Origin of the sequence: Microcoleus sp. Pol7_B2, assembly GCF_036701035.1 — a bacterium.
Classification (GTDB): Bacteria; Cyanobacteriota; Cyanobacteriia; order Cyanobacteriales; family Microcoleaceae; genus Microcoleus.
In genome coordinates this window covers 1-24,958 of record NZ_JAUBQB010000078.1, presented here as the reverse complement: position 1 = coordinate 24,958, position 24,958 = coordinate 1, and the positions used below count along the sequence as shown (strand labels likewise).

Here is a 24,958-nt window from a genome sequence, read left to right as displayed (position 1 = left end):
ACTATTTAGTTAAACAGTGGTAAAATCGAAAAATAGAAATAGTCCTAGAGATTAGCGCTGTACGACGGGCAAGGATTTTAGAGTTCTTACAATAAATGGATGTATTCTCTGGCGGACGTCTGTAAAAGATAGTATAGCGCTTGAGGTGAGTGCCCAAACACTTTAATAAAATTATTCTCTTTTACCTTGACATCCCGTACCGTGGTTTGCACAGGTAGTTTGCACCGAGTGTAGTTTGCAGTGTAGTTTGCATAGAGTGAAGCAACATCTTTTTGCTACCTCTGAACCAACAGCCCTTACAGCCATTAACAAAGAGTCTTTTTACCTTGACCGCGGCCTCCGGAAATTAATTATTTTACCTATCGCAAAATAGAGCTGCTGTATTGTACTTTGCAATGCACAATCTGACTACTCTTTTATCCTCTCATAGTTCGACTATATCTGTCCTCAGTATATGTACGTATATTCCCCCATGTCAACTACTCAAAAGAAATATTTAAGTATTTACCGAGGGTAGAGGGCGTATTGAATGAGCTGAGCTAGTCTGTCGCGGAGAGTTTCCATCCCAAGACCTTTGGCGGCCGAAATAAATACTGCTTGAGGAAATTCTTCTCGGGCGAGGGCGAGAGTCTCTCCATCTACGGCATCAATTTTGTTAAAGACTACAAGGGCTGGGCCGGGAGTTACGGGCATATCTGTCAAAATATTCATGACCGATCGAATTTGGCTCTGCCACGCGGGATGGGAGAGATCGACGAGATGCAGCAAAGCATCGGCGTCAGTGACTTCTTCGAGGGTAGCCCGAAAAGCGTCGATCAAGGCGGGAGGCAGTTCACGAATAAAGCCCACTGTATCTGTGAGGACGATCGACAGGGGTTCCCTGGTGACAGTGCCGGGAATGGTCAACCGTCGAGTTGTGGGGTCTAGCGTGGCAAATAACTGGTCGGCGGCATAGACCTCGGAATTCGTGAGCAGGTTGAGCAGAGTCGATTTACCGGCGTTGGTGTAGCCAACGATCGCCACTGACGGTACGTCGTGATGATGGCGGTTCTGGCGCAGTCGGAAGCGGTGGGCCAGCAGTTGATTTACTTCTTGCTGCAATCGAGAAATGCGTTTGGCGATCGTCCGCCGTTCGGTTTCTAGCTTGGTTTCCCCTGGGCCTCTAGTACCGATGCCGCCACCCTGTCTCGACATTGCCTGACCGCGGCCTCTGAGCCGGGGCAGGGCGTACTCTAGCTGAGCGAGTTCGACTTGCAATTTACCCTCGCTCGATCGAGCTCTTTGGGCAAAGATGTCGAGAATTACCTCTGTTCGATCGACAACGCGAATACCTATCTGAGTTTCCAAGTTCCGTATTTGTGCGGGGGCCAGGTCGCGATCGAATACAACGAGGTTAGCGCTAATCGTCTGAGCGGTGAGGGAAATTTCCTGAACTTTGCCTTCGCCGACGACTGTTTGCGGATGGGGGCGCGATCGTTTTTGGCGCACTGTTTGCAGAACCTGACCTCCGGCGCTTTCAACCAGCCGCGTGATTTCTGCGAGCCCGTCCTCAAACTCCAACTGAGTCATGTGCTGAGTCATTACACCTACCAACAGCACTTTGTCTTGGTCTGCATCGACCTGTTTAGCGACAAACTCTGCTTGAAACTCTGCTTCGAGTCCTTCCACCAAATCCAGAAAGTCTTGGTCGGCGAGTTCGTCCAAATTCAGCGGTTCTGATATTTTCCAGGGAAAGTGTGGAGTTTGAATTAGTGACTTTGGAATAGAAGGCTCTTCTATTTCATCAGTTGCATCTGGTTCTAACTGAGCGCTCAAAACAGAGAACTCAAAATTTGGCTGATCTCCTTGAGGTATTAGGTGAGCGAGATAAGTTTCTTGGATGTAACCAGTCGCACCGCCGCCGCGACGCTGAAATCCTCCGCCACTCAGTGTCAGCCAAACCAGGGCATCCAGGCGCTGAATTGCCATTGCTGTGAGGGCTGCTTCGCTTGGGGTTTCTGGCTTCAGGTGGGTGGCGATGCAGCGAATGCCGCTGAGGCGACCTCCCCCGTAGCGCGGCAATTCTAGGGGCGCAATCTGCGTTTGCCGGGGTGAACCCACGCCGACGCGAATGACTTGTCCGCGGCGGTTGATGTAAGTGCAGATTGGTTTGTCTATTTCCGTGCTGATCGCCGCGACGCGCTGGGCGAATTCTGCAGTGGTGATGCGATCGCCCGGTAGTCGCTGGTGGTACAGCTTTTCGAGTTGCTTGAGCTGGCTGGACTTTAAACCTTGAAGATTGCCGTAGATGGTTTCGATAACTGTTTCTCCCGATCACTCTGTTTATCTCCTATTTTAATTAACTCCCGCGCGATGTGTTCGGCTTTTGAGTTGAAATTTACTAAATTTTCTTGCGTCTAGGAGCTCGCGGATTCAGTATTGTCGAGTCACCAGCGCCGTTGTTTGTCGCTACGGGGCGATGGAGCCTTTCACAGCGGCCATATCAACTTGCAGTTGTATTTAGTATCTACAGATACAGGCGATCGCGGAAAAATCTCGCGCAACAAAAGTTAACACTTTATTTTTTGTTTCAAAATCCTCCTTTAGGCTTGTGTGTATCTTGAGCCTAGAGACAGATAGCAAAGCAGAAATTAGGTCGCTACCATGAGAAGCGAACATTGTTAAGGAATGTAAAAACATGGAAACTCGTCCTACTAACCTGCCTCCTACGGCTAATGCTTACAACGGAAAAGATCGGAATGCCTTTCTGTTTGGCTTCAACCCACAAGCAGAACTTTGGAACGGTCGCTTAGCGATGATCGGTTTCTTAGCTTATTTGCTTTGGGATGCCGCTGGATATAGCGTTCTCCGTGACATACTTCACTTTCTGCCTACCTACATTGCTCAGTAATGAGTAGCGGTATTTCCTGTCTGGCAGCGTGAGTCAATGCCACCACTGCCAGACAGGCTAAAAGTTACAAATGGCAGCGAGTATGGTTTTGTCCCTTTGTATCTTTCGTTACTTTTGAATGGCATTAAGAGACTTCTTGCTGTAATTCGATGATTAGGGGTGGGGGCGCTGTCGCTGGCGCGGTGAAGATTCACAGCAACAGATATTTATTGCGTAAAGGCGATCGCCCCTGCTGTATTTTGGGCAAGAAATCTCATCGAGCATTTCTGATAATTTATGAAAAATAGGAGCATCAACGATGATTAACTCAAATTTACTGGCAGTAGTAGAATCGACTCTAGCTGACACAGCATCAGGAAATTGGCAAAAACCAATAGTGATGTTTGTTTGTAATATCTTAGCATTGCTAGTTCTCAGCCGCCGAATTTGGTATCCCCACGTCGGGCCGAAAATGCCTTTACCCTTCCCCTCTTTGTTCAACAATGTAAGCGTACCAGCATTTCTGGCTTGCATGAGCGCAGGTCATTTGCTGGGAGTATTCACGATTTTGACCCTCCACATCGACAAGTATTTTTAGGATAAATAGCATCGTTTTTGTAGCAATTTAGTGCTACAATGTGTATTAAGGTGGTTCAAAACCGCCCAAAAAATGAATGGCAGGGGTAAGTGAAAAGCACTCACCCCTAATTTTATTTTTATGTATGGAGTCGCGCATAAATCGGTTTTTTTACCATCCACATTAGATCAGCTTACTATGCTTAAACCCTTCAAATTCGACTGCAAAGCCTTCACCTTGGGGAGCCGCACACATTAACCCAACTTGAACGATTGGTGACTCAGTTAGATATGCCAATCGCATCATTGAATAGTCTGACCCATTCAAAGAGTGTTGCACTTCCACCGTTTCAGCTCGGCGCTTTACCCGCAGCCACAGGGAAACAGGTGGCACTTCAAGTGGAATAACAGACCAATCGGAATAGTCTCGTGTCACAACCGCACTCACGTTTTGCACTCCCTCAACAAACTCAATGCCGCACTTGAGCCAGATATTTTCGCTTTCTCGAATCATCAATCCTGCTTGATCGTACAGCGATTGATAGCAACCAGTAATTTTGACTTCTGCTGTAAAGTCGCCTGAAACTTGACGGTAGTAAAAGTTGCCGTTATCGCGAATGAATCCGTAATGAGTTTGCCGCCAAAAGTCAGTCTTTGCCCCGGCGGTAATATGGATAACATCGTTATCCTCATGCCATTGTAAAGGTTCGTTGTACCATTGCATTGTTTGCATATCCTGCTAACTTCCTCCAATTCCATGCAGTACCAAATCTGCCACAAAATGAGATAACATAGCGTATTCTAATCCCCAACGCCAGTAAAGAAAACCAAAGGGAATCCCTAAGAGGGCATTGAGCAAAATCGTTCGGAAAATGACGATCGGGGTTAGTCCCCAGAGATTGGCAGCGGCAGGCAAATGACCCACACCAAACAGAATCGCCGCCGCCACAATTGCCAGCCAAAAAATCAATGTAGAGGGTTGCGGTTTGTCTCGCTCAAAAATTTTCCAAAGTAGCCACGCAATCAATGTCATACCGAACAGTCGCAGCAAGAGTTCTTCGGTGATGCCTCCGTAGAAGGAAGCTAATATGCGTTTCCAGAGGTCAATTTCGAGCGTTGTTGGAGTTACCGTGGGCGGCATCCAAGGTTGGAAAGCTAAACTCAATCCAATCAGGACGATTCCACCGATGCAGCCTACAATTAGCGCCGTGTTAAGGGCAGATTGAGATATTGGCGTGAAAGGCTGTCGATATACCAAAGCACCAGCTATGGGCGAATCAAGTCCGATCGACTTACCGAGGCGAAGCCCAATCCAACAAAAGAGAATTAGAAAAATTCCGGTTTGCAGGGCGGAGGCGATCGCCAAAACAGGTAGTGGTGCAGGCAATTGACTTAGTGCCGGATTCAGAGACAGCGCATAAGGGAACACCGCCAAGCTTCCTAAACTACCCAGAAACGCCCAGAACAATGCCCATCGGAAGTAATGATTTTTTGCAGTGTTAGCAGACATCATTTTTGAGAAAAAAAACGAATCCATTACACTAAATCAGTCTGGAATACTTGAAACATTAAAGCTCGATCGCATTTATGCAACTTGTCTCAGGCGGAATATAGCCTCGGCTAAGCTGCTACAAAAGCTGGGAATGACGCAGGAAGGTAGCCAAAAACAGCGTGTTTTTCACCGAGGGCAGTTTGAAGAGATCGAACTTTACGGTTTACTCAAGAAGCACAGATGTTGAGTTTTGTTATAAAACTTTACTTCATTGCCGATATTGCTCCTACACCCGCTAAATTTACCCGGTAAAAATCAGTTTTTCTTTCCCAGTTTGAGGATAGTGCTTATCTAGAAGATTTTTCTGTTGGCGATGTATTATTTATTATCTTAGCATTTCATATTTACCAAAGGTGCTGTGCCAAGCTTCAAGACGCTTAACTTCTGCTGCTTGATGGAGCAAATAAGTTTCAAGTTCTTGGGTGTTGGCATGATAGTAGGTGAGTGCGACGTAAACTTCGGCGAGGGTGAGATGTCGGATGCGATCGCCAATCTCTTCAGCAGTCAATCCTCGCTTGTACCAGGTTACAATCCGGCGAACGGTAACGCATTTACCGACGATGTGAGGACATCCACCATGCAGTCCGGGAGTGCGTGTAATGAGCGTACCAATGTCAATAGATATTACTGCGGTGATAAATTTTAGAATTTTAACTATACTCATAATAGATGAAAACCCTATAGAGGCCCACTGGTGATGAACTGGAAAGCACACATTCACTCAAATCCTAAAATTCTGCTTGGCAAGCCTGTAATTAAGGGAACACGAATATCTGTGGAGTTCATTTTAGGGCTATTTTCAGAAGGTTGGACGCAGCAACAAGTTATCGAAAACTACCCAACGCTTAATCCTGAATCTATCCAAGCGGTGTTTGCTTTCGCGGCCGAGTGCCTCAAGGAAGACGTATTTTACACGCCTTTACTGTTTGCTGAGGCAAGTTAATGTGGATGAGAAACGGGTGATTTTTACGTTTGATCGCGATTACGGCGAACTCATTTATCGCTTGCGGCTGCGATCGCCAAGAGGTGTCATTTATTTGCGGTTTCGTCCTCATACGCCGGAAGAACCAGCATCAATATTGTTGAATTTATTACAGACCGAAGGATTGCAATTTGAGGAACGGTTTAGGGTGGTGGAGGCCGATCGAATTTGTCAAAGCCCGCTACCGTAGTTATTGCCGGAAGCAAGTAGTTGTGTGGATTGAGGCAGGCTTTGGGTTTAGCAGTCCTTAATTCACAGTCAATGTGTTACATTTGTAATACAAACTTGACTCCCTTATGATCCTATGAAGCTCGAACGTAAAACACATAGAGATGGCAACTTACACCCTAAAGCATTTAATTGTCTAAAACTTCTCGATGAAAGCTTTACCTATCATAACGAGCACACCGAACGGCATCCGTTCTCAATCTACAGTCTCTCGATACAGAAAGTAATGCAGTCTTTCAATGCTGTTCTGGATGAAATAGATCAGATTTCTACGGCTTTGTTTAATGCTGATGGACATTTTGATTATCCTTTAAAGAAGCTGCCTGATTTACAAAAAGAATTACTACACGCCTTACAATCTCACCTTGATGATTGCTACCGTATCCTTAAAGTTATTCATCCATCTAGCCTGGTCAAAGAAAAATTTGTAGAGTCTTGGCTGGAAAAGGTCAAGCATCCTGCTTATAAGGATTTTCGGAACGCAATCAATGACTACAGAGACTCATTTGCTCCTATTGTTAATAAGATTAAACACAATGGTGGTCAATTGCGTCCTATAATGATGTACTCAAGGGGACGTGGCATAGTTGCACGTACTGTAGATAAAGATATTCAAACTTTTCCCAAAAATGCTCGGATTGTTGGGTATTTTCTAGAGGGGATGCAACCTAATGGACGTATAGGCCCTGATTGTGAGATTCATCGCGATGGTACAACCGCTATTTCCTTAAATCGTGACCTACGTTATCACTTTGCAAATCTCTACCGAGTTGGCGATCATTTGAGAAGTGCAATTGCCAGTACGGTTCGTAAGCTTCACGGAAAAAAATTGCCTCGCGATCTCGCTGTTAATGATACCGCATCCCAATATGATATAGAGTCAATTGCACAACGAGTCAGTAAGCTGCCACCTCTATTCTTTGAGAATGAGTTTTCTCAGAAAACACCTGATATTAAGTTCCACCGTCATAACGGGAATGCAGAGTTGATTTTGGAGACTCCTGGTTATCAGTATATGACTTGGGAGGGAGAAATAATGATCTATTCTGAAACACAAGTAGATCCTGTTTGCCTTGAATATCAAATTCCTTATAGGTAAGTCAGAAGCGTTTGTAATTCCATACCCGGAATGCCTAACAACGAAATAAAATTGTCTAGGTTGGGTTGAGAAACGAAACCCAACCTAGGTGAATTTTAATTTTTAGCCTTAACTGAACTGTATTAGTTCATCACCAATTTGGACTAAAAACCAGGAGCAATCGCCCACACCACTCTTGTTATCATTAAAATCAATGGCTGCAAAAGTGAGCTTAGATTATGCTTGCCCTAATCTCACCATAAAAAATTTAATGGGCTGCGGGTTCTGTAATACGCTTACCTGCGACTTGGCAAGATTATCAGAGTTTGTACGATCGCCGACGAGACGCTTCTATTTCGCTTATTAATGACAGGTGAATGCCATGCAAGCCAAACTTCAAGAACAACTTTCTCCTGCTGATGTCGCAGTCATTTTGAGACGCTTGTCAGAACGAATTCAAGCGGCTCCGATCGCGCGTGCTGCGGAAATTGAATATCCAATCACAGCGGCGATCACCAGTTTTCTCGACACAGAAGCATTAGGTTTCGTAGACTGCAAACCAGGACGCGGGCAGCAAAACCGAGAAGAGGTGTCAAAGTTTACGGTATACTTCGTTAACGCACCCTACAAGAGCAGCGATCTATCTCTCTACCTCACGTTAAGCTAGAAAAAGACAACAGAGAGCCAACCTACGCCAAAGGTTAATATCAATGGTTGCGATCGCCCAAAAAACCCTTTCCTTCGAGGAATTTCTCAACTGGGATGACGAGTCCGGCAGATCATTTGAGCTAGTCAATGGAGTTGCCATGCCCCTGAGTGAACCCACAGCCAAACATGAGGATGTCGTCGATGGTTTATGTCGTCTCTTGGTAGATCATTGCCAATCCTTGAACCTTCCCTACGTTCCTCGACAAAGTAAACAAGTCAGATTGAACGCTGGCCCGGGCGAAAGTGAATCGAGTCGTAAAGCCGACATTGTGGTGTTTGCCAAGGAAGAATGGGTCAGAATGCGTCAAAGTTCTGCCTCTGCTGCTGCCTATATTCCACCTCCCTTGGCGATCGAAGTTGTCAGTACGAATTGGCGGGATGATTACCGCATCAAATTGAATGAGTATGAAACTTTAGGAATCCTGGAGTATTGGATCGTTGATTATGCAGGGTTGGGAGGCGTTCAGTATATTGGTTCTCCAAAACAGTCTACAGTGACCATCAACCGCTTAATCGATGGTGAATATCAGGCACAGCGATATCAAGGAGAAGCCATTATTGTTTCTCCAACGTTTCCTCAGTTGGTATTAACCACCGCTCAAATGGTTGCGATGACAGAAGTTTAGTGTTTGCAAATTATTAGACTTGCAATCGTTAGTTGACTAACTGTACGAGCAATTGGCATACAATTATTTCATCGATTACGAGAGCAATCCACCATCGCCTTGGTTAAAGTCAGAGATAACGGAGGTTTTGTCAATTGATGGGCGATCGCTATTATTTTAACTTGACTGAGATTCTCAGAAACCGGGTTTTTTACCAAATCTGCGGGCTGCAACGAAATATCTTCCTCAAAAACCCGGTTTCTGAGCCCCCAAATTAATTCGACTGAATTTGCGAATTCAAAACCTTAGAAATACGATCGCGCGTTTCTTCCAAATGAGCCCGCGTATAAGCATCCGCATTCCGATCCAAATTCCGAATACTCTTGCTCAAACCCTCCCGCAACTGCCGCAACTCGTACCAAGCCAAACTCCGCGCATCCTCTGGAACATTCGTTTTTCGCAGCACCATTCCGATCAAAATAGCCAAATGTTCCCGCTGCAAAGAACGCCGAAAAGTGGAAATTTGCATCTTCTTTTCCGGCTGCAAAACCTCTTGCCAGATATCCTTTTGCACAGTATCCAACACTTCCGGCAACCTCAAAGCAGTTTCCGGCGCTGATTTTAACTCCGCATCCCGCAGCCTCGCCAAGCGCATCGGAGATAGCAAAACCCGCAACACAAACCGCTGCAAAAAAGTAATTCGATCGCCGATCGGGTAATCTAGAGGAAACACCAAAGCCGGACTTCCCCAGTGTTCCCAGCGCGAAGGCGCCAATTTGTTGAGCAATTCCGGCGCAAAACTAAACGCATCCGGCGCAAAAACGTACTTTTCCAGTGTTGCTAAAGCTTCTCGCTGCTGAGAAAGTTCGATCGGCACAAACGGCAACTTCGCATTAGTATCTCCAGGGCGAATCCGATTAAACGACTGCCCGCCGACGTACAAAGTAGCATTCATCACCTGGTTGAGATAATACCCGAACACCGAATCAAACATCACCCGCAGTTCGTTATAACCGTCTTCCCCAACCGGAGTTCGCTTTTCTAAACGCTTCCACATCGCCCTAGCATTATCCAATTGCCATTGCGAATACCTCAGCATATTAGCGCTGAGATCAAAGGTATTTGCCGCGGGATCGAGAATATCAACAGAATCCTCATCCGGCGCGTAAGCTAATTGCGCTTGGGCCCCGCGGCTGGCAATTTGTTGCAGCGCTGGTAAGTCGCTGTTAGGGTTTACGCCGCCAATTACCTTGTAACCGTACTCGATCGCCCAATCGTCATAAGGCCCTACAATCGTTGGGAAATAGTCGCCCTGCACAGTTCCCTGCGGTGCCAAGTTAATCGGCACATAATCCATCACCGACGCTACCAAACCTTGCGTGCGAGTTACCTGAGTATTGTTCAAATCCTCCGGTTGCAACATCGTACTCCCGTGAAAATTGTGCCTCAAACCGAGAGTGTGACCGACTTCGTGCGCCGTCAAAGATCGGATATATTCATTCACATAATTGTCAATCGTCCCACTGCTAGGCGCTGCATTTTCCAACAGATCCATCGACATTGCCCCCATCGCAAACTGGCGGCTCGATTCCAACCCAAAACACATATCCGAACTCGACATCAACCGCGATAAAGGCGAGCGTTTTTGCTCTTGGTATCTTTCTACCAAAGTCGGCAAATCCTCAGCAATTCCACCTCGATCATTTTCCCCGCTACTTTTTCCTAAATCCCCATTTTCTAGCACATTTAAATAGCGAGAATACATTCCAAACTGACAGGGATTGGTATTAGAACCGTTTCGTCCTTGAAAACTCTTAGATAGCGATCTATTTTGTTCCACCAAAGACCGATAACTCTGTTTGATTTCCCGGACAACATTAGCATCCAACAGAATGTCAGCATCCAAAATTTCCCCCGTCAGTGGGTTAGTACGAGACGGCCCGATGCCGGCAAACTGAGGCTCAAAAGAACTCGACCAGCGGATAGTATTGTAGCGAACGTCAGCAGGGTCCCATTTAGCATTGTCCGGCATTTGTTTGACCTGAATTGCCTCAGTAAAACCTGCCTTTTCAAAAGCTTTATTCCACTCCAAAACCCCCTCACGAATTGCGTTTCGGTATTCGGTAGGCACATTATTTTCAATCCAAAAGACGATCGGCTGTACCGGAGGCGACATCGGCGCTGTCGGGATTTGCTTTTGCAAATGCCAGCGATTGATATAACGCACAAAAGGCTCCCGCCTGCTCTTGTCAGAAAAGTCCTTATATGCTGTAAGAAAATAGCCCACTCGCTCGTCCGCAAGTCTGGGCCGATAGCCGTTATTTAGCGGCACTTCCGAGAAACTGTAGTGAATGCGGAGGTTAAAAGCCCGACTGTCAGGAACCGAAGGTAAATAGTTAAGCTCACTGTCATTATCGCTAGAAAAACCATAGACAGAAGCAATTTCCACATTCAGCGGAAACGCTTTAACATCTTTAAAAGAAGACTTGTCTGCATCGATCGAGTAAGAAGCGCCCAAAAGCATCGGCAAAATCGCTTTTACCCCAGGTAAATCGCGTTTTTCGCTCATCAGCAAATCTCCTAAATCGATTAGCAGAGTTTGTCTTTGCGGATGAATGCTTTTGAGAGGCAAAGAATAGAGAATCGACTCGCTAAATCCCCGTGCTACCGAACCTGCTTGCGGGTCGCCCTGACTTGTGCGAAAATTTATATTTGGTATCACAAACTGCACGTTATTTTGGACGCGCCGCAGTTGAAACAAGAAATCGCCGATCGGCATTCCGCTCAAAATGCCCGCTTCCCCCAAACCCGATGCCAATGTCACAAAGCACAGGAACTTTTTGTTGAATTGTTGCGGTGTAATTTCCAGATATACTTTATCAGTTGCTTGATTGCGGTACAGAGTAAATAATCCCTCTAACTTTTGCGCGTCTTTGACAACCTCTTCAAAGGGTGCCAGAGTTTGCTGTTCGCTACTTTGTTCGTTGCTGGGCGGCCCCGCTGATAAAGCTAAAGGTAAAAAGAAACCTTTATACAAACTGAAACAGAAAAATGCTAAAGATAATATAAAAAATATCACAGGCAGATTTTTTATATTATTTTTTATCTGTGTATTTTTGCTAGTCTCAGGAAATATCAATCTTTTCATTTTCAGTATTTAGCCGCAGGAAAGAATAGTTTTGAAAGAGCAGCGGCCCACTCGGCACGCTGGGTTCCTTTAACTTCTAAAATAACTCAAAACTCAAAAGTCAAAACTACTGTTTCGCGGGCCAGGGAATCATGGGATCTTGAGCCAACCGCTTAGAAACTGCAACAGCCCCGTAACGGTTGAGGTGGCTGGGGTCGGAAAAAGATTCCCGCGCCTGGGGCCACAATAAACTCTTATCTAGGAAAATTAGTCCGCTTTGAGCTGCTAATTCTTGCATATATTGCCGGAATTCTTGTTCGTAACCTGTCCGCACCGGGTCTAAATAATCTTCAGTCAGAGGCATATTCACAAACACGAGATTGATGTTGCGAACCTTGGTAAATTCGATCAGATTTTTGAGTGCTAGAGCTTGTTCACCTATCAATTTAAAATTTTGATAGTCGGAGTCGTAATAACCAGATACTTTTGGGTGCTTCTGAAAGTAAGTCTCGGGATTGAAGCGTATATCGATCGGCAAAAAGCCATTTGGTTGAAACTCGCTGACGGGTTTACTCGCAGCAGTTGGCTGGGCATTTTCCGTTGTTTGTTCACCCAGGGCTGGCGTTTGGGCAATCTCGGTTGCAGCAGGGGCTGATGGATTGGCGAGCGATCGCAAAAACCCTTTAAGTTGATCGCGCTTTTTGTAAGTTGCAGAACCCTCCACCAACTTTTGACTCACCAATTGCTGAACATTAGCTTGAGCTTGTCCCAAATTGTTTACCAATTCAGTCGCAGTCGCCACGGGATTGTTGGCGCTTTCGTTCGATGTTTCGGATTCTAATTGATTGGTGCGGATCAGAAAACTACCCCGGCTCAATTGCCTGTAACCTTCCGAAGAAGCGATCGCACTAAAAGTCAAATCCGGCCGCCCGCTGTTGAGAGCCCTCGCCCCGTCCGCCAACACCAGCAATTTCGGGAGTTGTTGTGGTGGCAAAATCCGACGGATGATCGAATCTACAACCTGGAGAGTAGCTCCATTTACCCCAAAATTGTAAGCCCTCAGCCCCGGGTAGCCCGAAGCTGCCAAAGCGGTTTCCAAAACCGCCGGGTCGATGCCCCGCAGCGCCCTCGAACTACCGACAATTAAAATATCCGGCGGTTTTTTGTGCAGGTGGATGTACTCTTGATAGCGCGCTATCTGATCGTCAAGCTGCTCGCTCCTCAAAGTTGGGAACACCGGAGGAGCAGAAACATCAGCTACAGGAACGCTAGTATTTCCCGGTTTCGTAAACCCAGAGCCATTAAAAACCTCTTGCTGGTTCGCTTCCGGCGACGGCTGCAAGGGAATTTGAGGCAAGTTCACCTCCCCAGAAGGCGGAGCGGGGTTCGCGGTTTCGTTCGGAAGTCGGGCTGTAACGTCGCCCAAAGCCTTGGGAGCTGAATTTTGACAATTGGGCCCACTGCAAACTTCGGAGGCGCTAGGAGCTTGACTGACCGTCGCAGATTGCAGAAATAGACCGAGCAGCCAATCGGTATTGAAAGTCAGCAGACAGCCAGCGATCGCCCAAATCAAAGCCATTCCCGCGGCGCGATCGGCTCTCACGCCCCCCGGCGCAGCAGTATTCGTTGATAAACCATCGTTGGGAACAAACAATCCCGAAGCGACAAGGGGTTGCACCGCAGCTTGAACTAATTGCTCGCCCAGATTGTATCCGGGGAGTCTGATTTTGAAGCGGGGCCGCCAGGAGTTGGGCATCGGAGTATCGAACACCAAATTGTCGCCCAAACCCGAAAAACTCCCATCCTCCGCCGGCGCAAACTCCGGCACCGGTTCCTTTTCCAACACAGCCACTTGGGATGGATCAGGTGCGGGTGCCGTCGCTGATTCCTCGTCAACAGCGGTTCTGAGGTCGATTGCGTAGCGCCACAGGGGCAGTTTCTGGCCGGCGCGCCGTCCGTAGACTCGCACCCCTGCCACTCCCGGAATTTGTAAGTGCCGCAAAAATTTCGCCACCGGCGGGCCTACCTTCGACTGAGAAGGGCAAGTCAGAGCTTCTGTCATGACGTGCAGCACGTTGGCTTTTTGCAGCACGACAGCCCGAATCCCTCCTGTTTCCAGCTTGCGTCTGAGATTGGGGTTAAGCAACCTGTTCAATAAAAAAGTCAGAGCCAATTGGTCGCCCTCGATCGCCAGCGTTCTAGCGTTCGCAGCCAAGTCGGGGTGGTGGGCTGCAGGCAAGTCCACCCAGTCTATCCACACGGGGGACTCCGGCGCCGCCTGAGAGTCCTTGGCTGGTTCTACGCCGTAGATAGTAGCTGCGCGGATGCCTTGGGGCGCAAAGGAGGCTAACAAAGGGGCGATCGCGTCGGTGGTTTGCTGCTTGTCCGGGTATTCTTGCCGTTTAGGCTTTTGTCCTTTTTTGGCAGTTTTGCTGCAAAAAAGGTGGAGGGTTGCTTCTTTGAGGGTAGCCCGCACTTCAACTCTCGATGCAGCCAAGTGTTGATTTAGCAGTTTGGCGATCGACTGTACGTCTCCCCACCTGGCCCATTCCTTGAGAATTTTGTCCGGCGAAGTCAAATCCACCCGCAGCAGCCAATCCGGCTTTGCTTCGCCGCTGACTTGGCTGGCGATCACGGCTTCCCGGAAATCCTCTAGTTGCAGTTTTCGCAGCCTGCCGGCGATGGGTTCGGCCAGCAATGAGGGGTCTGGGCTGTAAGCTGACTCGCACAGCACTAGCAGTCGGCGTTCCTTGAGTTTGATATTTTCCGGTGAATTCACCGGCAGGGTTTCCCGGTTGGTTTTGAGTTCTTTTTCGCGAATGCTGACTTTCACCGAAACTCCCATCGGGCCGATAATTTCGCTGAGATAGCTGGCGATCGCATCTGGATAGCCCCGGCGCGCCAACGTTTCCGGCGAAACCGTCAATGTTCCATCGCGATCGCCCTCGCCTGAGTCAGCTTCGGGGGATTGAATCAAAGCCACCGCGCCACGGTTCGCTTTCTGCTGCGGGGGAACGGCGGAACTAAAAGCTTCCCGCGTCGCAGCAGCCGAAGTGTCGATCGTCACGGGGGAAGTTTCAAAAGCTTCTGGGTATTGAATGCGGGAGGCGATGGGCAGACTTTCGGCGTCAAAATCCAGTTCTTCCCGTACTTGCGGCGGGTTGGCTGCTGTTTCTACCGGTTTTGGTGTCTGTTTGAGTTTCTGGTTGTCATTCTTAAATTTGCCGAAAAATCCGCCTCTTTTAGGGCTTGCGGGCGCTTCCTCGGGGGAACTCGCTGGCGGCGGCACTTCGGCAACTTTTGGTTCCGGTTGCTGTGGCTGTTGCTGTCGCTTGGGACTGCTGCAATCGAGCCGGACTGTCCAGTCATTTTGTCGGGAACCGATTTTGCGGCCGCACAGAAACAACTGGTAAATTTTAGGTTGATCGGGCAGCAGTCGCGTTAAATCTGTGTGTTCGAGGGCGTTGGTAAATCTCGCCGTCACCAATTCTTGAGACGGACACTGCGCTGCTTCGCACAAAATGTGCAGGTGATTTCCCCGCAAACGCGCTTGTACTTGAACTTCGGGAAGCCCTAAAGCTTCTTGCGCCCACTGCGACGCGCTCGATCGATTGTCTGCCAATATGCTCCCGTTCGCATTCAACATGAAACTCTAAATTTTGCCAAAGCTGGTTTTGTTTTCTAGAAATAGCACAGTTACAGATTTTACAGACAATTATTTGATTTGCCGAGCCTAACCGTTTTGTCTGGTTTAAGCCACGCTGGACTTAGTGTCTTGCCTTGTATCCCCTCGGCTTCGAGCCGTTGGGGAATATTTTTTTGATAATACCTCGACATTTTGGCACAGATAGGTCCAAATTAAGCTAAGCAACAAGTTATTCGTCATTAGTCATATCGTTTCCGTTTGCATCCGAATAATAATTAGACCTCTCTCATAATTCTTGTGGAACAGGCAGGATGCCTGTTCAAGACTGGCTTTTCTGGAAATGTCTATTATTTTCCGACTGTAGTGCTGTGGTTTCGTTGGGCTACGACGCGGAGAGAGTCGCACGATGATCGATAGCATTCGGGGAGTATCCCGATTTTATACAAAGTGTTTTTTCCGAGTGCGAGCTTAATATCTCGCGACAAGATATTTATAGACTTGGCTACGCGGGGACGATCGCTTGCAGGATATCTTTCGTCGGATGTCACCGGATTTGATCTCAGAAGTCATTAGTCAGAAAGCAGCGGTCAAGATGATTATTTGGCTTGTAAACTGGGGATTATGGATTGACACAGGAGGAATTTATGCCGTCGGAAAACCAAGACTTGCTCAAAAATCAAACACCTGAGAGTCCAAAGTTGCCAGTTCCCTCAGACATTTTATTGAGCTTGGTCGCTTTACCTATGCTGGGCGGGTTGGTGGTGGCTAAAGCTGCTGCTGAGTTTGTTGCGTCGATCGGCGTTGAAAGCGAAGAAGTCTTTCGGGGTTCGCGCCTTCCCGTGCTCAACTTTCCTCAATCACAGCATTAGAAAGCCCAAGGAATGATGCTGCAGCAGCTAGAAGTTAAATTTTTTGACTCCGCCCAAAAACGGATACTAGCCCCCGACTCCGGTCGGGGAGAGATAAAAATTTTCGACCCTAGTTCAACTTCCCAGAGTCATCTTGGGAGTAAATCTCAAAGTGTTCGACGCGATCGCTCGCCGAACGTCTGACGCCGATCGTCTAAAATCTAAAATCGCCACTCAACTGATATGAAGGCTTGACAATAGGTACAATCTGTGGCCTAAGAATTAATCTTTCCTTATACTTTGTACATAAGTGCCTTCTACTTTCTACGTTGCAATAAGTTGTCTCAAATTTGACTGCAAACAAAAGTGTTTTAGGCGAAACTAAACCATACAATTTTCTTGACACCCGCAGCTATTGAGGAACAGCCCGATGAGTTCAGTCCTCCAGTCTTCAGAACAGGCTATTGATGCAACATCTATTTCCCATTCTCCCGCTTACTCAAAATCAGACCTGTTTCTGCGCAATCGCCTCAAAGTAGTAGAGGACTTGTGGGAATCGGTGCTGCGACAGGAGTGCGGGCAGGAATTGGTGGATTTGCTCCAACAAATGCGATCGGTCAATTCCGCCGAGGGACAAGCCACTCACTTTCGCGAGTCGAATGTCGTACAGCTAATCGAAAAGCTCGACCTCAACGCCGCCATCCGCGCCGCTAGGGCTTTTGCACTGTATTTTCAGTTGATAAACATTGTCGAACAGCACTACGAACAGCGAGACCAACAGCTAGCTTACGCTAGCAGCAACGATGCTGGTGGGCGGATGTTTTCTAAGCTGCCCGGACAAGCAACGGATGCCCCCGATCGCCCCCGCCACCGGGAAGGCCCTGGCCCGGCCCAAATGACTCTGAGCAAGGCAGACAGCAGCGAGACGATCACCCGAGATGCCGGCACTTTTCACCAACTGTTCCCGATGTTGCTGCGCTTGAACGTACCCAGCCAGCAAATCCAGCGCTTGATCGATCAGTTAGACATCCGCTTGGTATTCACCGCTCACCCGACGGAAATTGTCCGCCACACGATCCGCACCAAACAGCGACGAATGGCGAAGATTCTCCAACAGCTAGACCAAGTTGACGAGAAATTTCAGGTACTCGGGGCCGACTCTCAAAGCCCCTACCCGGTGTCTTGCTGGGAAGCGGCGGCTCTCCAAGAGCAACTGATGGAAGAAATTCGCCTCTGGTGGCGCACTGACGAACTGCACCAATTCAAGCCGACTGTGCTTGACGAGGTGGAATACACTCTCCACTACTTCGAGGAAGTTCTGTTTGATGCTATTCCCGAACTCTACCACCGCTTAAAGCAAGCTCTGCACGCTTCTTATCCTTATCTGAAACCGCCTAGTTACAATTTTTGCAAGTTCGGTTCTTGGGTGGGATCGGACAGGGACGGCAACCCTTCTGTGACTCCGAAAGTTACTTGGCAAACGGCTTGCTATCAGCGCCACTTAGTGCTAGAAAAGTACATCGGCGCGGTAAAGCGGCTGAACGAACTTTTGAGTTTGTCGCTGCACTGGAGCGACGTGCTGCCGGAATTGCTTGAATCTCTCGATCGCGACAGATCCGAATTCCCCGAGGTTTACGAGCAGTGGGCGATCCGCTACCGCCAAGAACCTTATCGGTTGAAGCTGGCCTACGTGCTGCAGCGGCTGGAAAATACGCGCGATCGTAATTGGCGGCTCTACAAAGGAGACGAGTTGCAGCGCGAACGCGAAGCTTTGTCGGAAAATCCCGGAATGACCGGCCTTTATAGATCGGGCGCTGAGTTTTTGACCGAGCTGCAGCTCATCGAGCACAATTTAGTGGAAACAGGTTTGAGCTGTCGGGACTTGGAAAATCTGCTCTGCCAAGTAGAAATTTACGGATTTAATTTGGCTTACCTAGATATCCGCCAAGAGTCAACAGTACACTCCGACGCTTTGAGCGAAATTGCTGAATACTTGCAAATTTTGCCCAAGCCTTACAATCAAATGTCGGAATGCGATCGAATTATTTGGCTTGCAACGGAACTGCAAACTCGCCGCCCTTTAATTCCAGCAGAATTGCCCTTTTCTCCCAAAACTTGCGAGACGATCAATACCTTCCGAATATTGCGGCAAATGCAGCAGGAGTTTGGCCAGGAAATTTGCGAAACTTACGTCATTAGCATGAGCCACGATGTCAGCGATTTGCTGGCGGTTTTGCTATTAGCAAAAGAAGCAGGACTTTACGATCCGGCTACAGGAATTAGCAGCATTCAAGTAGTTCCCCTGTTTGAAACGGTGGAAGATTTGAAAAAAGCGCCGGAAGTAATGCAAAAAATATTTGATCTGCCGCTTTATCGAGCTTTGCTAGCAGGAGGATACGCGCAGGAAATAGCGGAAAAAAGCGAAGAAAATATCCAAGTTCCCATCGAAACTCTCAAATTGCAAGAGGTGATGCTGGGGTATTCGGACAGCAATAAAGATTCGGGTTTCCTCAGCAGCAATTGGGAAATCCACAAAGCTCAAAAGGCTTTGCAAATGGTTGCCGAAAATTACAATGTAGAGTTGCGGATTTTTCACGGCAGAGGCGGTTCTGTAGGGCGCGGTGGCGGACCTGCTTACAAGGCAATTTTGGCTCAGCCTGGAAAGAGTATTAGCGGGCGAATTAAGATTACTGAACAAGGCGAGGTTTTGGCTTCTAAATATTCTTTGCCGGAGTTGGCGCTTTACAATTTGGAAACGGTGGCGGCGGCGGTAATTCAAGCGAGTTTGCTGCACACTGGTTTTGATGGTATCGACCCTTGGAATGAGATTATGGAGGAGTTATCGGCGAGATCGCGATCGCACTACCGCCATTTAATCTACGAACAGCCGGATTTAGTCGATTTTTTCCACCAAGTTACCCCGATTCAAGAAATCAGCCAGTTGCAAATTAGTTCTCGTCCGGCCCGGCGCGGGGGCAAAAAAGACATCAGCGGTTTGCGAGCAATTCCGTGGGTGTTTAGCTGGACTCAAAGCCGCTTTTTGCTGCCTTCTTGGTACGGTGTCGGCACAGCTTTGCAAGAGTTTTTGCTGGAGGAACCGGAAGAACATATGAAACTTTTGCAGTATTTCTACTTAAAATGGCCGTTTTTTAGAATGGTAATTTCTAAGGTAGAAATGACTTTATCTAAGGTGGATTTGCAGATTGCAGAACACTACGTGCAGGAGTTAGCTTTGCCTGCTGATAAGGAGCGTTTTAAGGCTTTATTTGATCAAATTGCTGCCGAATTTCATTTGATTCGCGATTTGGTTTTAACGATTACCGGACACCAGCGTTTGTTGGACGAAGATCCATCGCTGCAGCGATCGGTGCAGTTGCGAAATGCGACGATTGTGCCTTTGGGTTTGTTGCAGGTTTCGCTGCTGAAACGCTTGCGGCAGCATGGTAGTGGCGGGGTTCCCGGGGTGATTCACTCGCGTTACAGCAAGGGTGAATTGTTGCGGGGAGCTCTGCTGACGATTAATGGAATTGCTGCGGGGATGCGGAATACCGGCTAGGGCAAGAGTTTTGAGTTTTGAATTCGTGGTGAGGTGCGCTAGCCGCACCTTGCTACTGGTAGTTTCAGAATTCAGGCGATCGCCTATTGTAGTCACAGCCAGAGGAAAGTGTTCGCTATCCTAGCTGAGATTTTTTTATGTCTAAACGCAAACAGTCTGAAGGTTGTCGCCCGATGCTGCGGCGCACTTTTTTATTTTTAACGGGTATAGCTTTGGCGCGGGTTGCGGCTAACTATTTTGCGATCGCCCAAAACCGAGATAGTTTCTTGACTCTCGCGGGTCAACTGTGGCAAAAGTCACTCGCTTTTTTATCAAGTATACAATTAAATCAAACTCCTCAACCTCTCCCTAGCAATCCTCTTGTAAAATCGGCAAAAACCAATCAACCTCTGCCGAGTAATCCAATTGTAAAATCGCCAGAAAGTTCTCCTGCTGCACAGCCGTCTCAACCTCAAATTATCAAACGTTCTGCTAAGCAAGCAAAACCTGTACAAATCAGCAGTCAAAATGTAGATGGCGCAAGTTTTTATCTCACAACTATTGACCTCGCAGACCCGGAAATTTATATCACAATTGGGTTAGCTAATAATTCAGATTTTGCAAATACTTCTAAAGTCACGCGGGGCGACGAACATTTTGAAAATATGGTGGCGCGTTACCGGGCTGCTGTTGTTGCTAACGCGACTTTTTTTGGTAAAGATGAGCAGAAATCTGTGCTGGGAAATATGGTGGCGGCGGGTAAGTTTCTGAAATACAGCCGATGGGAAAATTACGGCACGACTTTGGGAATTAAAGCGGGAAATGAATTGGAAATGGTGACGGCTAGAATCGAAGGTAAGCCGGATTGGAGTCAACATTGGTTTTCTCTGACTTGCGGGCCGAGATTGGTTAAAGGGGGGAAAGTTTGGCTGTCTCCTTTATCGGAAGGTTTTAAAGATTCTCATGTTTTGGGCGTGGGTTCGAGAACGGCGATCGGCTTTCCGGCTTCCAGAGATAAGTTATTTTTGGTTACTTTTCTTGATAGTTTGTCTTTGGAAGCAGAAGCTAAAGTTATGCAAGCGATCGGCTGTTTTGAAGCGATGAATTTGGACGGGGGCGCTTCGGTGGCTTTAGCTCATCAAGGGGAGATTTTATTGCCTCCGGGGCGGAATTTGACGAATGTGCTGGTGGTTTACGATCGCGAATATCCAGCGCCGGCTCAGTTAAAGGAGTCCTGGGAACGCTTTCAAAAGGGATCTCGACCTTCCCCCGATCCGTCCGTTTTTTTTGATTGATCTAGCAGAAGGAAGTTCGGCAACCAAGCACGCGATCGGGATGTAACGGATGGAAGAAAGAAGTCCGATGGAAGTCAGAATCGAGGGAGCATCCCGATTTTGGGTAGTGCTCCCGAGGGAAGGATGAGAGAATTAGAGATAATGCTATAACCAGTGCTGGGGATACGTCCTTTCGGCCGCTAAATTATTAAAGATGACGGCGCACAAGACCAAGATTATTGAGCCCTCAAAAGCAGGTGTTAGCAAAAATTTCCAGTCTGGTTGGGTCATCATGACGACTAAGGCAACTGCTCCCGAAGGCGGATGTAGAGTTCTGGTAATCTGCATAATTCCGATCGCACTAGAAACAGCCATTCCCATCGCCCAGGGAGAAGAACCGAGAAAATGCAGAATCATTAAACTGGTGAGAGCAGCTAAGAAATTGCCCCCAATGACATTCCGGGGTTGAGCCAAAGGGCTGTCAGGGACACCAAAGATCAGAACGCTTGTAGCGCCAAACGGAGCCATTAGTAAAGGAGAATTAGTTTTTAGAGCAAGATAGGACGTTGCAGTAATTGCCAAAAAACTGCCAATCAAACTCCAAAAAATATGCCGAGGATGAGGTCTGTCTATGGGGCAGCTCAATGGACACGATCGCCATCTCCCAAAGGTTTTAAACCAATAACTTTCCCATTTCAGTTGAATTTTTTTACGGTCAATCATAAATCAGGTTACTTGATAACCAGGCTTCTTAAATTGTCTGAACTAGCCTCCGCTAAAGTTAAGATATCATAACAATTGCTCAAAAAGTAGTTAAAGGCACAGATTTTTTACTTGTATGCCACTAAAGCTGCAGCTAACCACTCGGTTGGAACCGACTAGCAAGTTTGGTCGGTTTGGCAACAGACGTGAGCGGCAGTGGCACAACTTCACCGTTAGCCGTCAGAGTTATTGATGAGGGTAAAGCCAAAGGTTATTTGTAAGGTGCGATGCCCAGTAAGAATGAATGGAAAGATCGCACCCACACTTGGAGATAAGTCTCTAGTTCAGAATGCGATCGCCGTTTTCTGGTTAGTGCGAGACGATCGCACTCGGATATAATTACGAACTTAATCTTTGCTATGGAGAGTTTTCCCACTCGGCGGTAAGCTTGCGGAAATTGTATTGAGATGCGCCGGAGTGACAAGTAACGCAACTGCTGATATTTGCGGGTTGCGACATTTTGACTTTGGGGTGCAGTGCTTTGAAATAGCGAGAACTCGCGACTCGGTAGGTGAGTTCTTCGTCTTTGGCTTGGGGACGGGAAAAAGTTTGCAGGTAGTTCCACACTAGCAGGCGGGGCGGGTCTACTAGCAGTTTGATGGTTTGTCCGTAGTGTTGGGAATCTTGCAGCAATCGGCGCCAAGTTTCTGTAGGTAAGACTTGCGGCGGTAAAGCGATGTGACAGGTGGCGCAGTTTTCTAAGTACAGTTGCTGTCCGAGTTGGTAGCGTTCGGGAATGCGATCGACCGTACCAGTATCCTCGATCGAAGACACCTGAGCAAGTCGCGCGGGAGTGCGAGAGTAGGCAGTCTGAGCTGCAACCCATCCGCCGCAGGTACAGCAAATAATTATCAACACTAGCAACGTTGAGTAAAGCCCCCGCAAGCCTACTCTGCGACGTTTGCGGGGTTTTTCCTGTTTCATAATTCTGAATTTATTTTTGGTTAAATCACAGGTATACTCATGCCTTCGCGGGCTAAGCAGCTATTGGCGAACGCTGCCTGCACCTCTGCTTCTGTACGATCGAGAAAATTGTCGTCGTGACCCGGATCGTGGTGAAACATCACGATTTTTTTGACTCCAGCAGCTTTGGCTATTTCTACTCCTGCTTGCCAAGTCGAGTGTCCCCAGCCGACTTTCGGGGTTTTGAAGTCGTAATACTCTTCGTTGGTGTAGTTGGCGTCGTAAATCAGCACGTCGGCGTTGCGAGCTAGGTGTAACACGTTGTCGTCCAGGCGATCGGGAAAATGTTCTGTATCGGTGCAGTAGACCGCCGTGTGTCCCTCCCAGGTGACTCGATATCCGATCGCAGTGTTGGGATGGTTGAGCAATGCCGTTTCTATTTTCACATCGTCGAGTTCGAGAATATCCCCAGGCGTCAAATCGTTGAATTTGAGGTCTGACTGCATTACCTGGATGGGGACGGGAAAATTTGGGTGCAGCATTTGGTCGGCAAGACGGTGTTTGATGGTAGTGCCGTTGGGGGCGATCGCACCGTAAATGTGAAAGCAGTTCCCCGGGATAAAGGCGGGAGTAAAGAACGGAAAGCCTTGAATGTGATCCCAGTGAGTGTGGCTGAAAAACATATGGGCTTCCACCGGCATTTGCCGCAGCAAGTTTAGACCCAGAACTCGCAGGCCCGTACCGCCGTCAAAAATCAGGCGTTTTTTGCCCAAGCGCATTTCTACACAGGAGGTGTTGCCTCCGTAGCGCAGTGTTTTGGTGCCGGGGGTTGCGATACTGCCCCGCACGCCCCAAAACTGAACGACAAACTCGGTCAAAGGACTATTGTCCATAGTGGCTTTGTGATCGGAAGGCTGTGGATTGGGTAGAGAGGGTGCGGAATCTGGCATTTTTTTTTGTTTTGGCGGCAGGAACTTGGGAGTTGAAATCTTAGTTTTTACTTTTTAGTGATTAGCAATCTGTACTATAATAAAGCCCTTGATCGGAAAACTATTCGAGTGCCTAATACTTGGGCTGTTAGAACTATCAACCTTACCGATTCGTGTAGGAGATGTCACGCTTGAGAGATTATTTTTTGCATCATGCGGGCTGCCCGGCGTGTTCTGTGTTCTGAGATTAAGATAGCGCCGAACCAGAGTTGTTCGGGTAAAATTTCCTCAAACATAGAACGCATTCCCCATGGGTAGAATTTGCGCTTCATCTTACTCTAGGAGTAGTATTTTTTTCAAGATTGGGGCCGGGACGGGGTTTTCAGGAATGCCGTTCCGGTGACTCGGCATTCACGACGGATTTAGCCTTCTAGCTACCCGTTCCTCGACTGCATCGCCTCACGTGCAGCATCGCCTTAAGTTCGGCCCCCTGAGTTTTTAGTCGGGTTGCAGTCGAGGAGTGCGGGCTAGGGGCTTATTTGCGATCGGCTGCGATGCACTTTTCCACTAAGGGCATGACTTGATCAACATCTTGCCAACCCAGAATTTCCGTGACTTTTTTCTCCAAATTTTTGTAGGTTCTAAAAAATTCGGCTATTTCGTCCAAGCGGTGGGGGGCTACGTCTTTGAGGGACTTATAGTGAGCATAGCGGGGGTCTTTGTCGGGAACGCACAGGAGTTTTTCGTCCCTGTCGCCTCCGTCGATCATTTCCAGCATTCCGATCGGACGGGCTGCGATTATGCACCCTGGAAATGTGGGCTCATCCATCATCACCATGCCGTCGAGGGGGTCGCCATCATCGGCTAAGGTATTGGGTATGAAGCCGTAGTCGCACGGATATTGGACTGAGGAAGAAAGCACCCGATCAAGAGCAAAGGCTTGTAAGTCTTTATCAAATTCGTACTTGTTTTTGCTACCGGCGGTAATTTCGATGAGGACGTTGAGCAGTCCTGGTTTCGGCTGGGCCGGAATTAGCGATAAGTCCACAACAATATCTCCAAGTTAACAGATGATTGGGATGAGTGCTACTTGCCAAATCCCTTTGATAGCATTTTACGGGCGATCGGGCCTTTCGGCTGCATGAGATTGACCGAAAGCGGGGGAGTGCGTCGCCGGCTGGGAGAATAAACTGGACGGGCGTCCCGCCCATCCCACACAAGAGAGAGGGGACGGGCGGGACGCCCATCCCACAATTTGAGAGGCAGGGCGGATTTATTGTCGGAATAATAAATTAGGGGATTGGGCTATTTGCTGATGCGCGCCCTCGGGATTTAA

General features: G+C 47.9%; 22 protein-coding genes. 12 read left to right on the top strand and 10 right to left on the bottom strand.

All coding sequences use genetic code 11. The features are described 5' to 3' along the window. Positions 1-504 precede the first annotated feature (504 nt). Positions 505-2,100 (bottom strand): GTPase HflX, encoded by a 1,596-nt coding sequence (gene hflX / locus QUA57_RS23115; protein WP_333063758.1) that lies wholly within the window; start codon positions 2,098-2,100, stop codon positions 505-507. 49 nt (positions 2,101-2,149) lie between these two features. Here hflX and QUA57_RS23110 point away from each other — a divergent pair, with 49 nt between their 5' ends. The 3 genes from QUA57_RS23110 (at position 2,150) to QUA57_RS23100 (ending at position 3,467) form a co-directional block, all read left to right on the top strand. Beyond that, a complete protein-coding gene (locus tag QUA57_RS23110; protein ID WP_333063759.1) occupies positions 2,150-2,275 on the top strand; it encodes a hypothetical protein in 126 nt (41 codons plus the stop codon). A 402-nt stretch (positions 2,276-2,677) separates the two neighbouring features. Continuing rightward, positions 2,678-2,890, top strand: coding sequence for a chlorophyll a/b-binding protein (locus QUA57_RS23105; RefSeq protein ID WP_333041855.1), 213 nt, complete (start codon positions 2,678-2,680; stop codon positions 2,888-2,890). Positions 2,891-3,188: 298 nt separating this feature from the next. After that, positions 3,189-3,467 (top strand): Photosystem I reaction center subunit PsaK, encoded by a 279-nt coding sequence (locus tag QUA57_RS23100; protein ID WP_333063761.1) that lies wholly within the window; start codon positions 3,189-3,191, stop codon positions 3,465-3,467. Positions 3,468-3,629: 162 nt separating this feature from the next. Here QUA57_RS23100 and QUA57_RS23095 read toward each other — a convergent pair whose 3' ends face one another. Together QUA57_RS23095 and QUA57_RS23090 are read right to left on the bottom strand one after the other, a co-directional pair. Next, positions 3,630-4,178 carry a DUF1349 domain-containing protein gene (locus tag QUA57_RS23095; protein WP_333063762.1) on the bottom strand — a complete coding sequence of 183 codons (549 nt, stop codon included), beginning with the start codon at positions 4,176-4,178 and terminating at the stop codon, positions 3,630-3,632. Between the two features lie 6 nt (positions 4,179-4,184). Continuing rightward, on the bottom strand, positions 4,185-4,955 hold the full coding sequence (locus tag QUA57_RS23090) for a CPBP family intramembrane glutamic endopeptidase (RefSeq protein WP_333063765.1): 771 nt from the start codon (positions 4,953-4,955) through the stop codon (positions 4,185-4,187). On the opposite strand from QUA57_RS23090, the gene QUA57_RS23085 reads away from it, so the two are divergent. Further along, a complete protein-coding gene (locus QUA57_RS23085) occupies positions 4,942-5,184 on the top strand; it encodes a GNAT family protein (protein ID WP_333251360.1) in 243 nt (80 codons plus the stop codon). The two genes, QUA57_RS23090 and QUA57_RS23085, sit on opposite strands and share 14 nt — an antisense overlap. Positions 5,185-5,322: 138 nt before the next feature. Here the strand turns inward: QUA57_RS23085 and QUA57_RS23080 are convergent, their stop codons facing one another. After that, complete coding sequence (locus QUA57_RS23080; protein ID WP_333063766.1) at positions 5,323-5,661, bottom strand: DUF433 domain-containing protein; 339 nt, start codon at positions 5,659-5,661, stop codon at positions 5,323-5,325. Positions 5,662-5,694: 33 nt separating this feature from the next. Here QUA57_RS23080 and QUA57_RS23075 point away from each other — a divergent pair, with 33 nt between their 5' ends. The 5 genes from QUA57_RS23075 (at position 5,695) to QUA57_RS23055 (ending at position 8,619) form a co-directional block, all read left to right on the top strand. Continuing rightward, positions 5,695-5,940 carry a DUF433 domain-containing protein gene (locus QUA57_RS23075; protein WP_333063767.1) on the top strand — a complete coding sequence of 82 codons (246 nt, stop codon included), beginning with the start codon at positions 5,695-5,697 and terminating at the stop codon, positions 5,938-5,940. 16 nt (positions 5,941-5,956) lie between these two features. Then, positions 5,957-6,169 (top strand): DUF5615 family PIN-like protein, encoded by a 213-nt coding sequence (locus QUA57_RS23070; RefSeq protein WP_333063769.1) that lies wholly within the window; start codon positions 5,957-5,959, stop codon positions 6,167-6,169. A gap of 114 nt (positions 6,170-6,283) precedes the next feature. Further along, entirely contained in the window at positions 6,284-7,306 is a 1,023-nt protein-coding gene (locus tag QUA57_RS23065; protein ID WP_333063770.1) for a hypothetical protein, read from the top strand. A gap of 361 nt (positions 7,307-7,667) precedes the next feature. Beyond that, positions 7,668-7,952 carry a hypothetical protein gene (locus QUA57_RS23060; RefSeq protein WP_333063771.1) on the top strand — a complete coding sequence of 95 codons (285 nt, stop codon included), beginning with the start codon at positions 7,668-7,670 and terminating at the stop codon, positions 7,950-7,952. Positions 7,953-7,995: 43 nt separating this feature from the next. Further along, a complete protein-coding gene (locus QUA57_RS23055) occupies positions 7,996-8,619 on the top strand; it encodes a Uma2 family endonuclease (protein ID WP_333063773.1) in 624 nt (207 codons plus the stop codon). 253 nt (positions 8,620-8,872) lie between these two features. Here QUA57_RS23055 and QUA57_RS23050 read toward each other — a convergent pair whose 3' ends face one another. Next, on the bottom strand, positions 8,873-11,746 hold the full coding sequence (locus QUA57_RS23050) for a zinc-dependent metalloprotease (RefSeq protein WP_445304505.1): 2,874 nt from the start codon (positions 11,744-11,746) through the stop codon (positions 8,873-8,875). A 106-nt stretch (positions 11,747-11,852) separates the two neighbouring features. After that, complete coding sequence (locus QUA57_RS23045; protein ID WP_333063775.1) at positions 11,853-15,371, bottom strand: hypothetical protein; 3,519 nt, start codon at positions 15,369-15,371, stop codon at positions 11,853-11,855. Between the two features lie 644 nt (positions 15,372-16,015). On the opposite strand from QUA57_RS23045, the gene QUA57_RS23040 reads away from it, so the two are divergent. The 3 genes from QUA57_RS23040 to QUA57_RS23030 all read left to right on the top strand — a co-directional run bounded on the left by QUA57_RS23040 (position 16,016) and on the right by QUA57_RS23030 (position 21,049). Further along, complete coding sequence (locus QUA57_RS23040) at positions 16,016-16,240, top strand: hypothetical protein (RefSeq protein ID WP_333063776.1); 225 nt, start codon at positions 16,016-16,018, stop codon at positions 16,238-16,240. Between the two features lie 409 nt (positions 16,241-16,649). Then, on the top strand, positions 16,650-19,775 hold the full coding sequence (gene ppc / locus QUA57_RS23035) for a phosphoenolpyruvate carboxylase (RefSeq protein ID WP_333063778.1): 3,126 nt from the start codon (positions 16,650-16,652) through the stop codon (positions 19,773-19,775). Between the two features lie 137 nt (positions 19,776-19,912). Further along, a complete protein-coding gene (locus QUA57_RS23030) occupies positions 19,913-21,049 on the top strand; it encodes a phosphodiester glycosidase family protein (RefSeq protein WP_333063779.1) in 1,137 nt (378 codons plus the stop codon). Between the two features lie 144 nt (positions 21,050-21,193). On the opposite strand, the gene QUA57_RS23025 is transcribed toward QUA57_RS23030, so the two are convergent. From QUA57_RS23025 to QUA57_RS23010, 4 genes are all read right to left on the bottom strand, one after another. Further along, on the bottom strand, positions 21,194-21,751 hold the full coding sequence (locus tag QUA57_RS23025) for an HPP family protein (protein ID WP_333063780.1): 558 nt from the start codon (positions 21,749-21,751) through the stop codon (positions 21,194-21,196). Between the two features lie 396 nt (positions 21,752-22,147). Further along, positions 22,148-22,714: a diheme cytochrome C gene (locus QUA57_RS23020; RefSeq protein WP_333063782.1), complete on the bottom strand. Its 567-nt coding sequence runs from the start codon at positions 22,712-22,714 to the stop codon at positions 22,148-22,150. A gap of 20 nt (positions 22,715-22,734) precedes the next feature. Next, positions 22,735-23,643 carry an MBL fold metallo-hydrolase gene (locus QUA57_RS23015; protein WP_333063784.1) on the bottom strand — a complete coding sequence of 303 codons (909 nt, stop codon included), beginning with the start codon at positions 23,641-23,643 and terminating at the stop codon, positions 22,735-22,737. A gap of 514 nt (positions 23,644-24,157) precedes the next feature. Next, positions 24,158-24,670, bottom strand: coding sequence for an inorganic diphosphatase (locus tag QUA57_RS23010; protein ID WP_006634582.1), 513 nt, complete (start codon positions 24,668-24,670; stop codon positions 24,158-24,160). Positions 24,671-24,958 lie beyond the last annotated feature (288 nt).

Coding starts and splice junctions, on each gene's coding strand:
- QUA57_RS23095 (WP_333063762.1), bottom strand. CDS start 4,178: ATGCAAACAATGCAATGGTACAACGAACCTTTACAATGGCATGAGGAT.
- QUA57_RS23040 (WP_333063776.1), top strand. CDS start 16,016: ATGCCGTCGGAAAACCAAGACTTGCTCAAAAATCAAACACCTGAGAGT.
- QUA57_RS23050 (WP_445304505.1), bottom strand. CDS start 11,746: ATGAAAAGATTGATATTTCCTGAGACTAGCAAAAATACACAGATAAAA.
- QUA57_RS23105 (WP_333041855.1), top strand. CDS start 2,678: ATGGAAACTCGTCCTACTAACCTGCCTCCTACGGCTAATGCTTACAAC.
- QUA57_RS23075 (WP_333063767.1), top strand. CDS start 5,695: ATGAACTGGAAAGCACACATTCACTCAAATCCTAAAATTCTGCTTGGC.
- QUA57_RS23100 (WP_333063761.1), top strand. CDS start 3,189: ATGATTAACTCAAATTTACTGGCAGTAGTAGAATCGACTCTAGCTGAC.
- QUA57_RS23055 (WP_333063773.1), top strand. CDS start 7,996: ATGGTTGCGATCGCCCAAAAAACCCTTTCCTTCGAGGAATTTCTCAAC.
- QUA57_RS23080 (WP_333063766.1), bottom strand. CDS start 5,661: ATGAGTATAGTTAAAATTCTAAAATTTATCACCGCAGTAATATCTATT.
- QUA57_RS23065 (WP_333063770.1), top strand. CDS start 6,284: ATGAAGCTCGAACGTAAAACACATAGAGATGGCAACTTACACCCTAAA.
- ppc (WP_333063778.1), top strand. CDS start 16,650: ATGAGTTCAGTCCTCCAGTCTTCAGAACAGGCTATTGATGCAACATCT.
- QUA57_RS23020 (WP_333063782.1), bottom strand. CDS start 22,714: ATGAAACAGGAAAAACCCCGCAAACGTCGCAGAGTAGGCTTGCGGGGG.
- QUA57_RS23045 (WP_333063775.1), bottom strand. CDS start 15,371: ATGTTGAATGCGAACGGGAGCATATTGGCAGACAATCGATCGAGCGCG.
- QUA57_RS23030 (WP_333063779.1), top strand. CDS start 19,913: ATGTCTAAACGCAAACAGTCTGAAGGTTGTCGCCCGATGCTGCGGCGC.
- QUA57_RS23015 (WP_333063784.1), bottom strand. CDS start 23,643: ATGCCAGATTCCGCACCCTCTCTACCCAATCCACAGCCTTCCGATCAC.
- QUA57_RS23060 (WP_333063771.1), top strand. CDS start 7,668: ATGCAAGCCAAACTTCAAGAACAACTTTCTCCTGCTGATGTCGCAGTC.
- QUA57_RS23090 (WP_333063765.1), bottom strand. CDS start 4,955: ATGTCTGCTAACACTGCAAAAAATCATTACTTCCGATGGGCATTGTTC.
- QUA57_RS23025 (WP_333063780.1), bottom strand. CDS start 21,751: ATGATTGACCGTAAAAAAATTCAACTGAAATGGGAAAGTTATTGGTTT.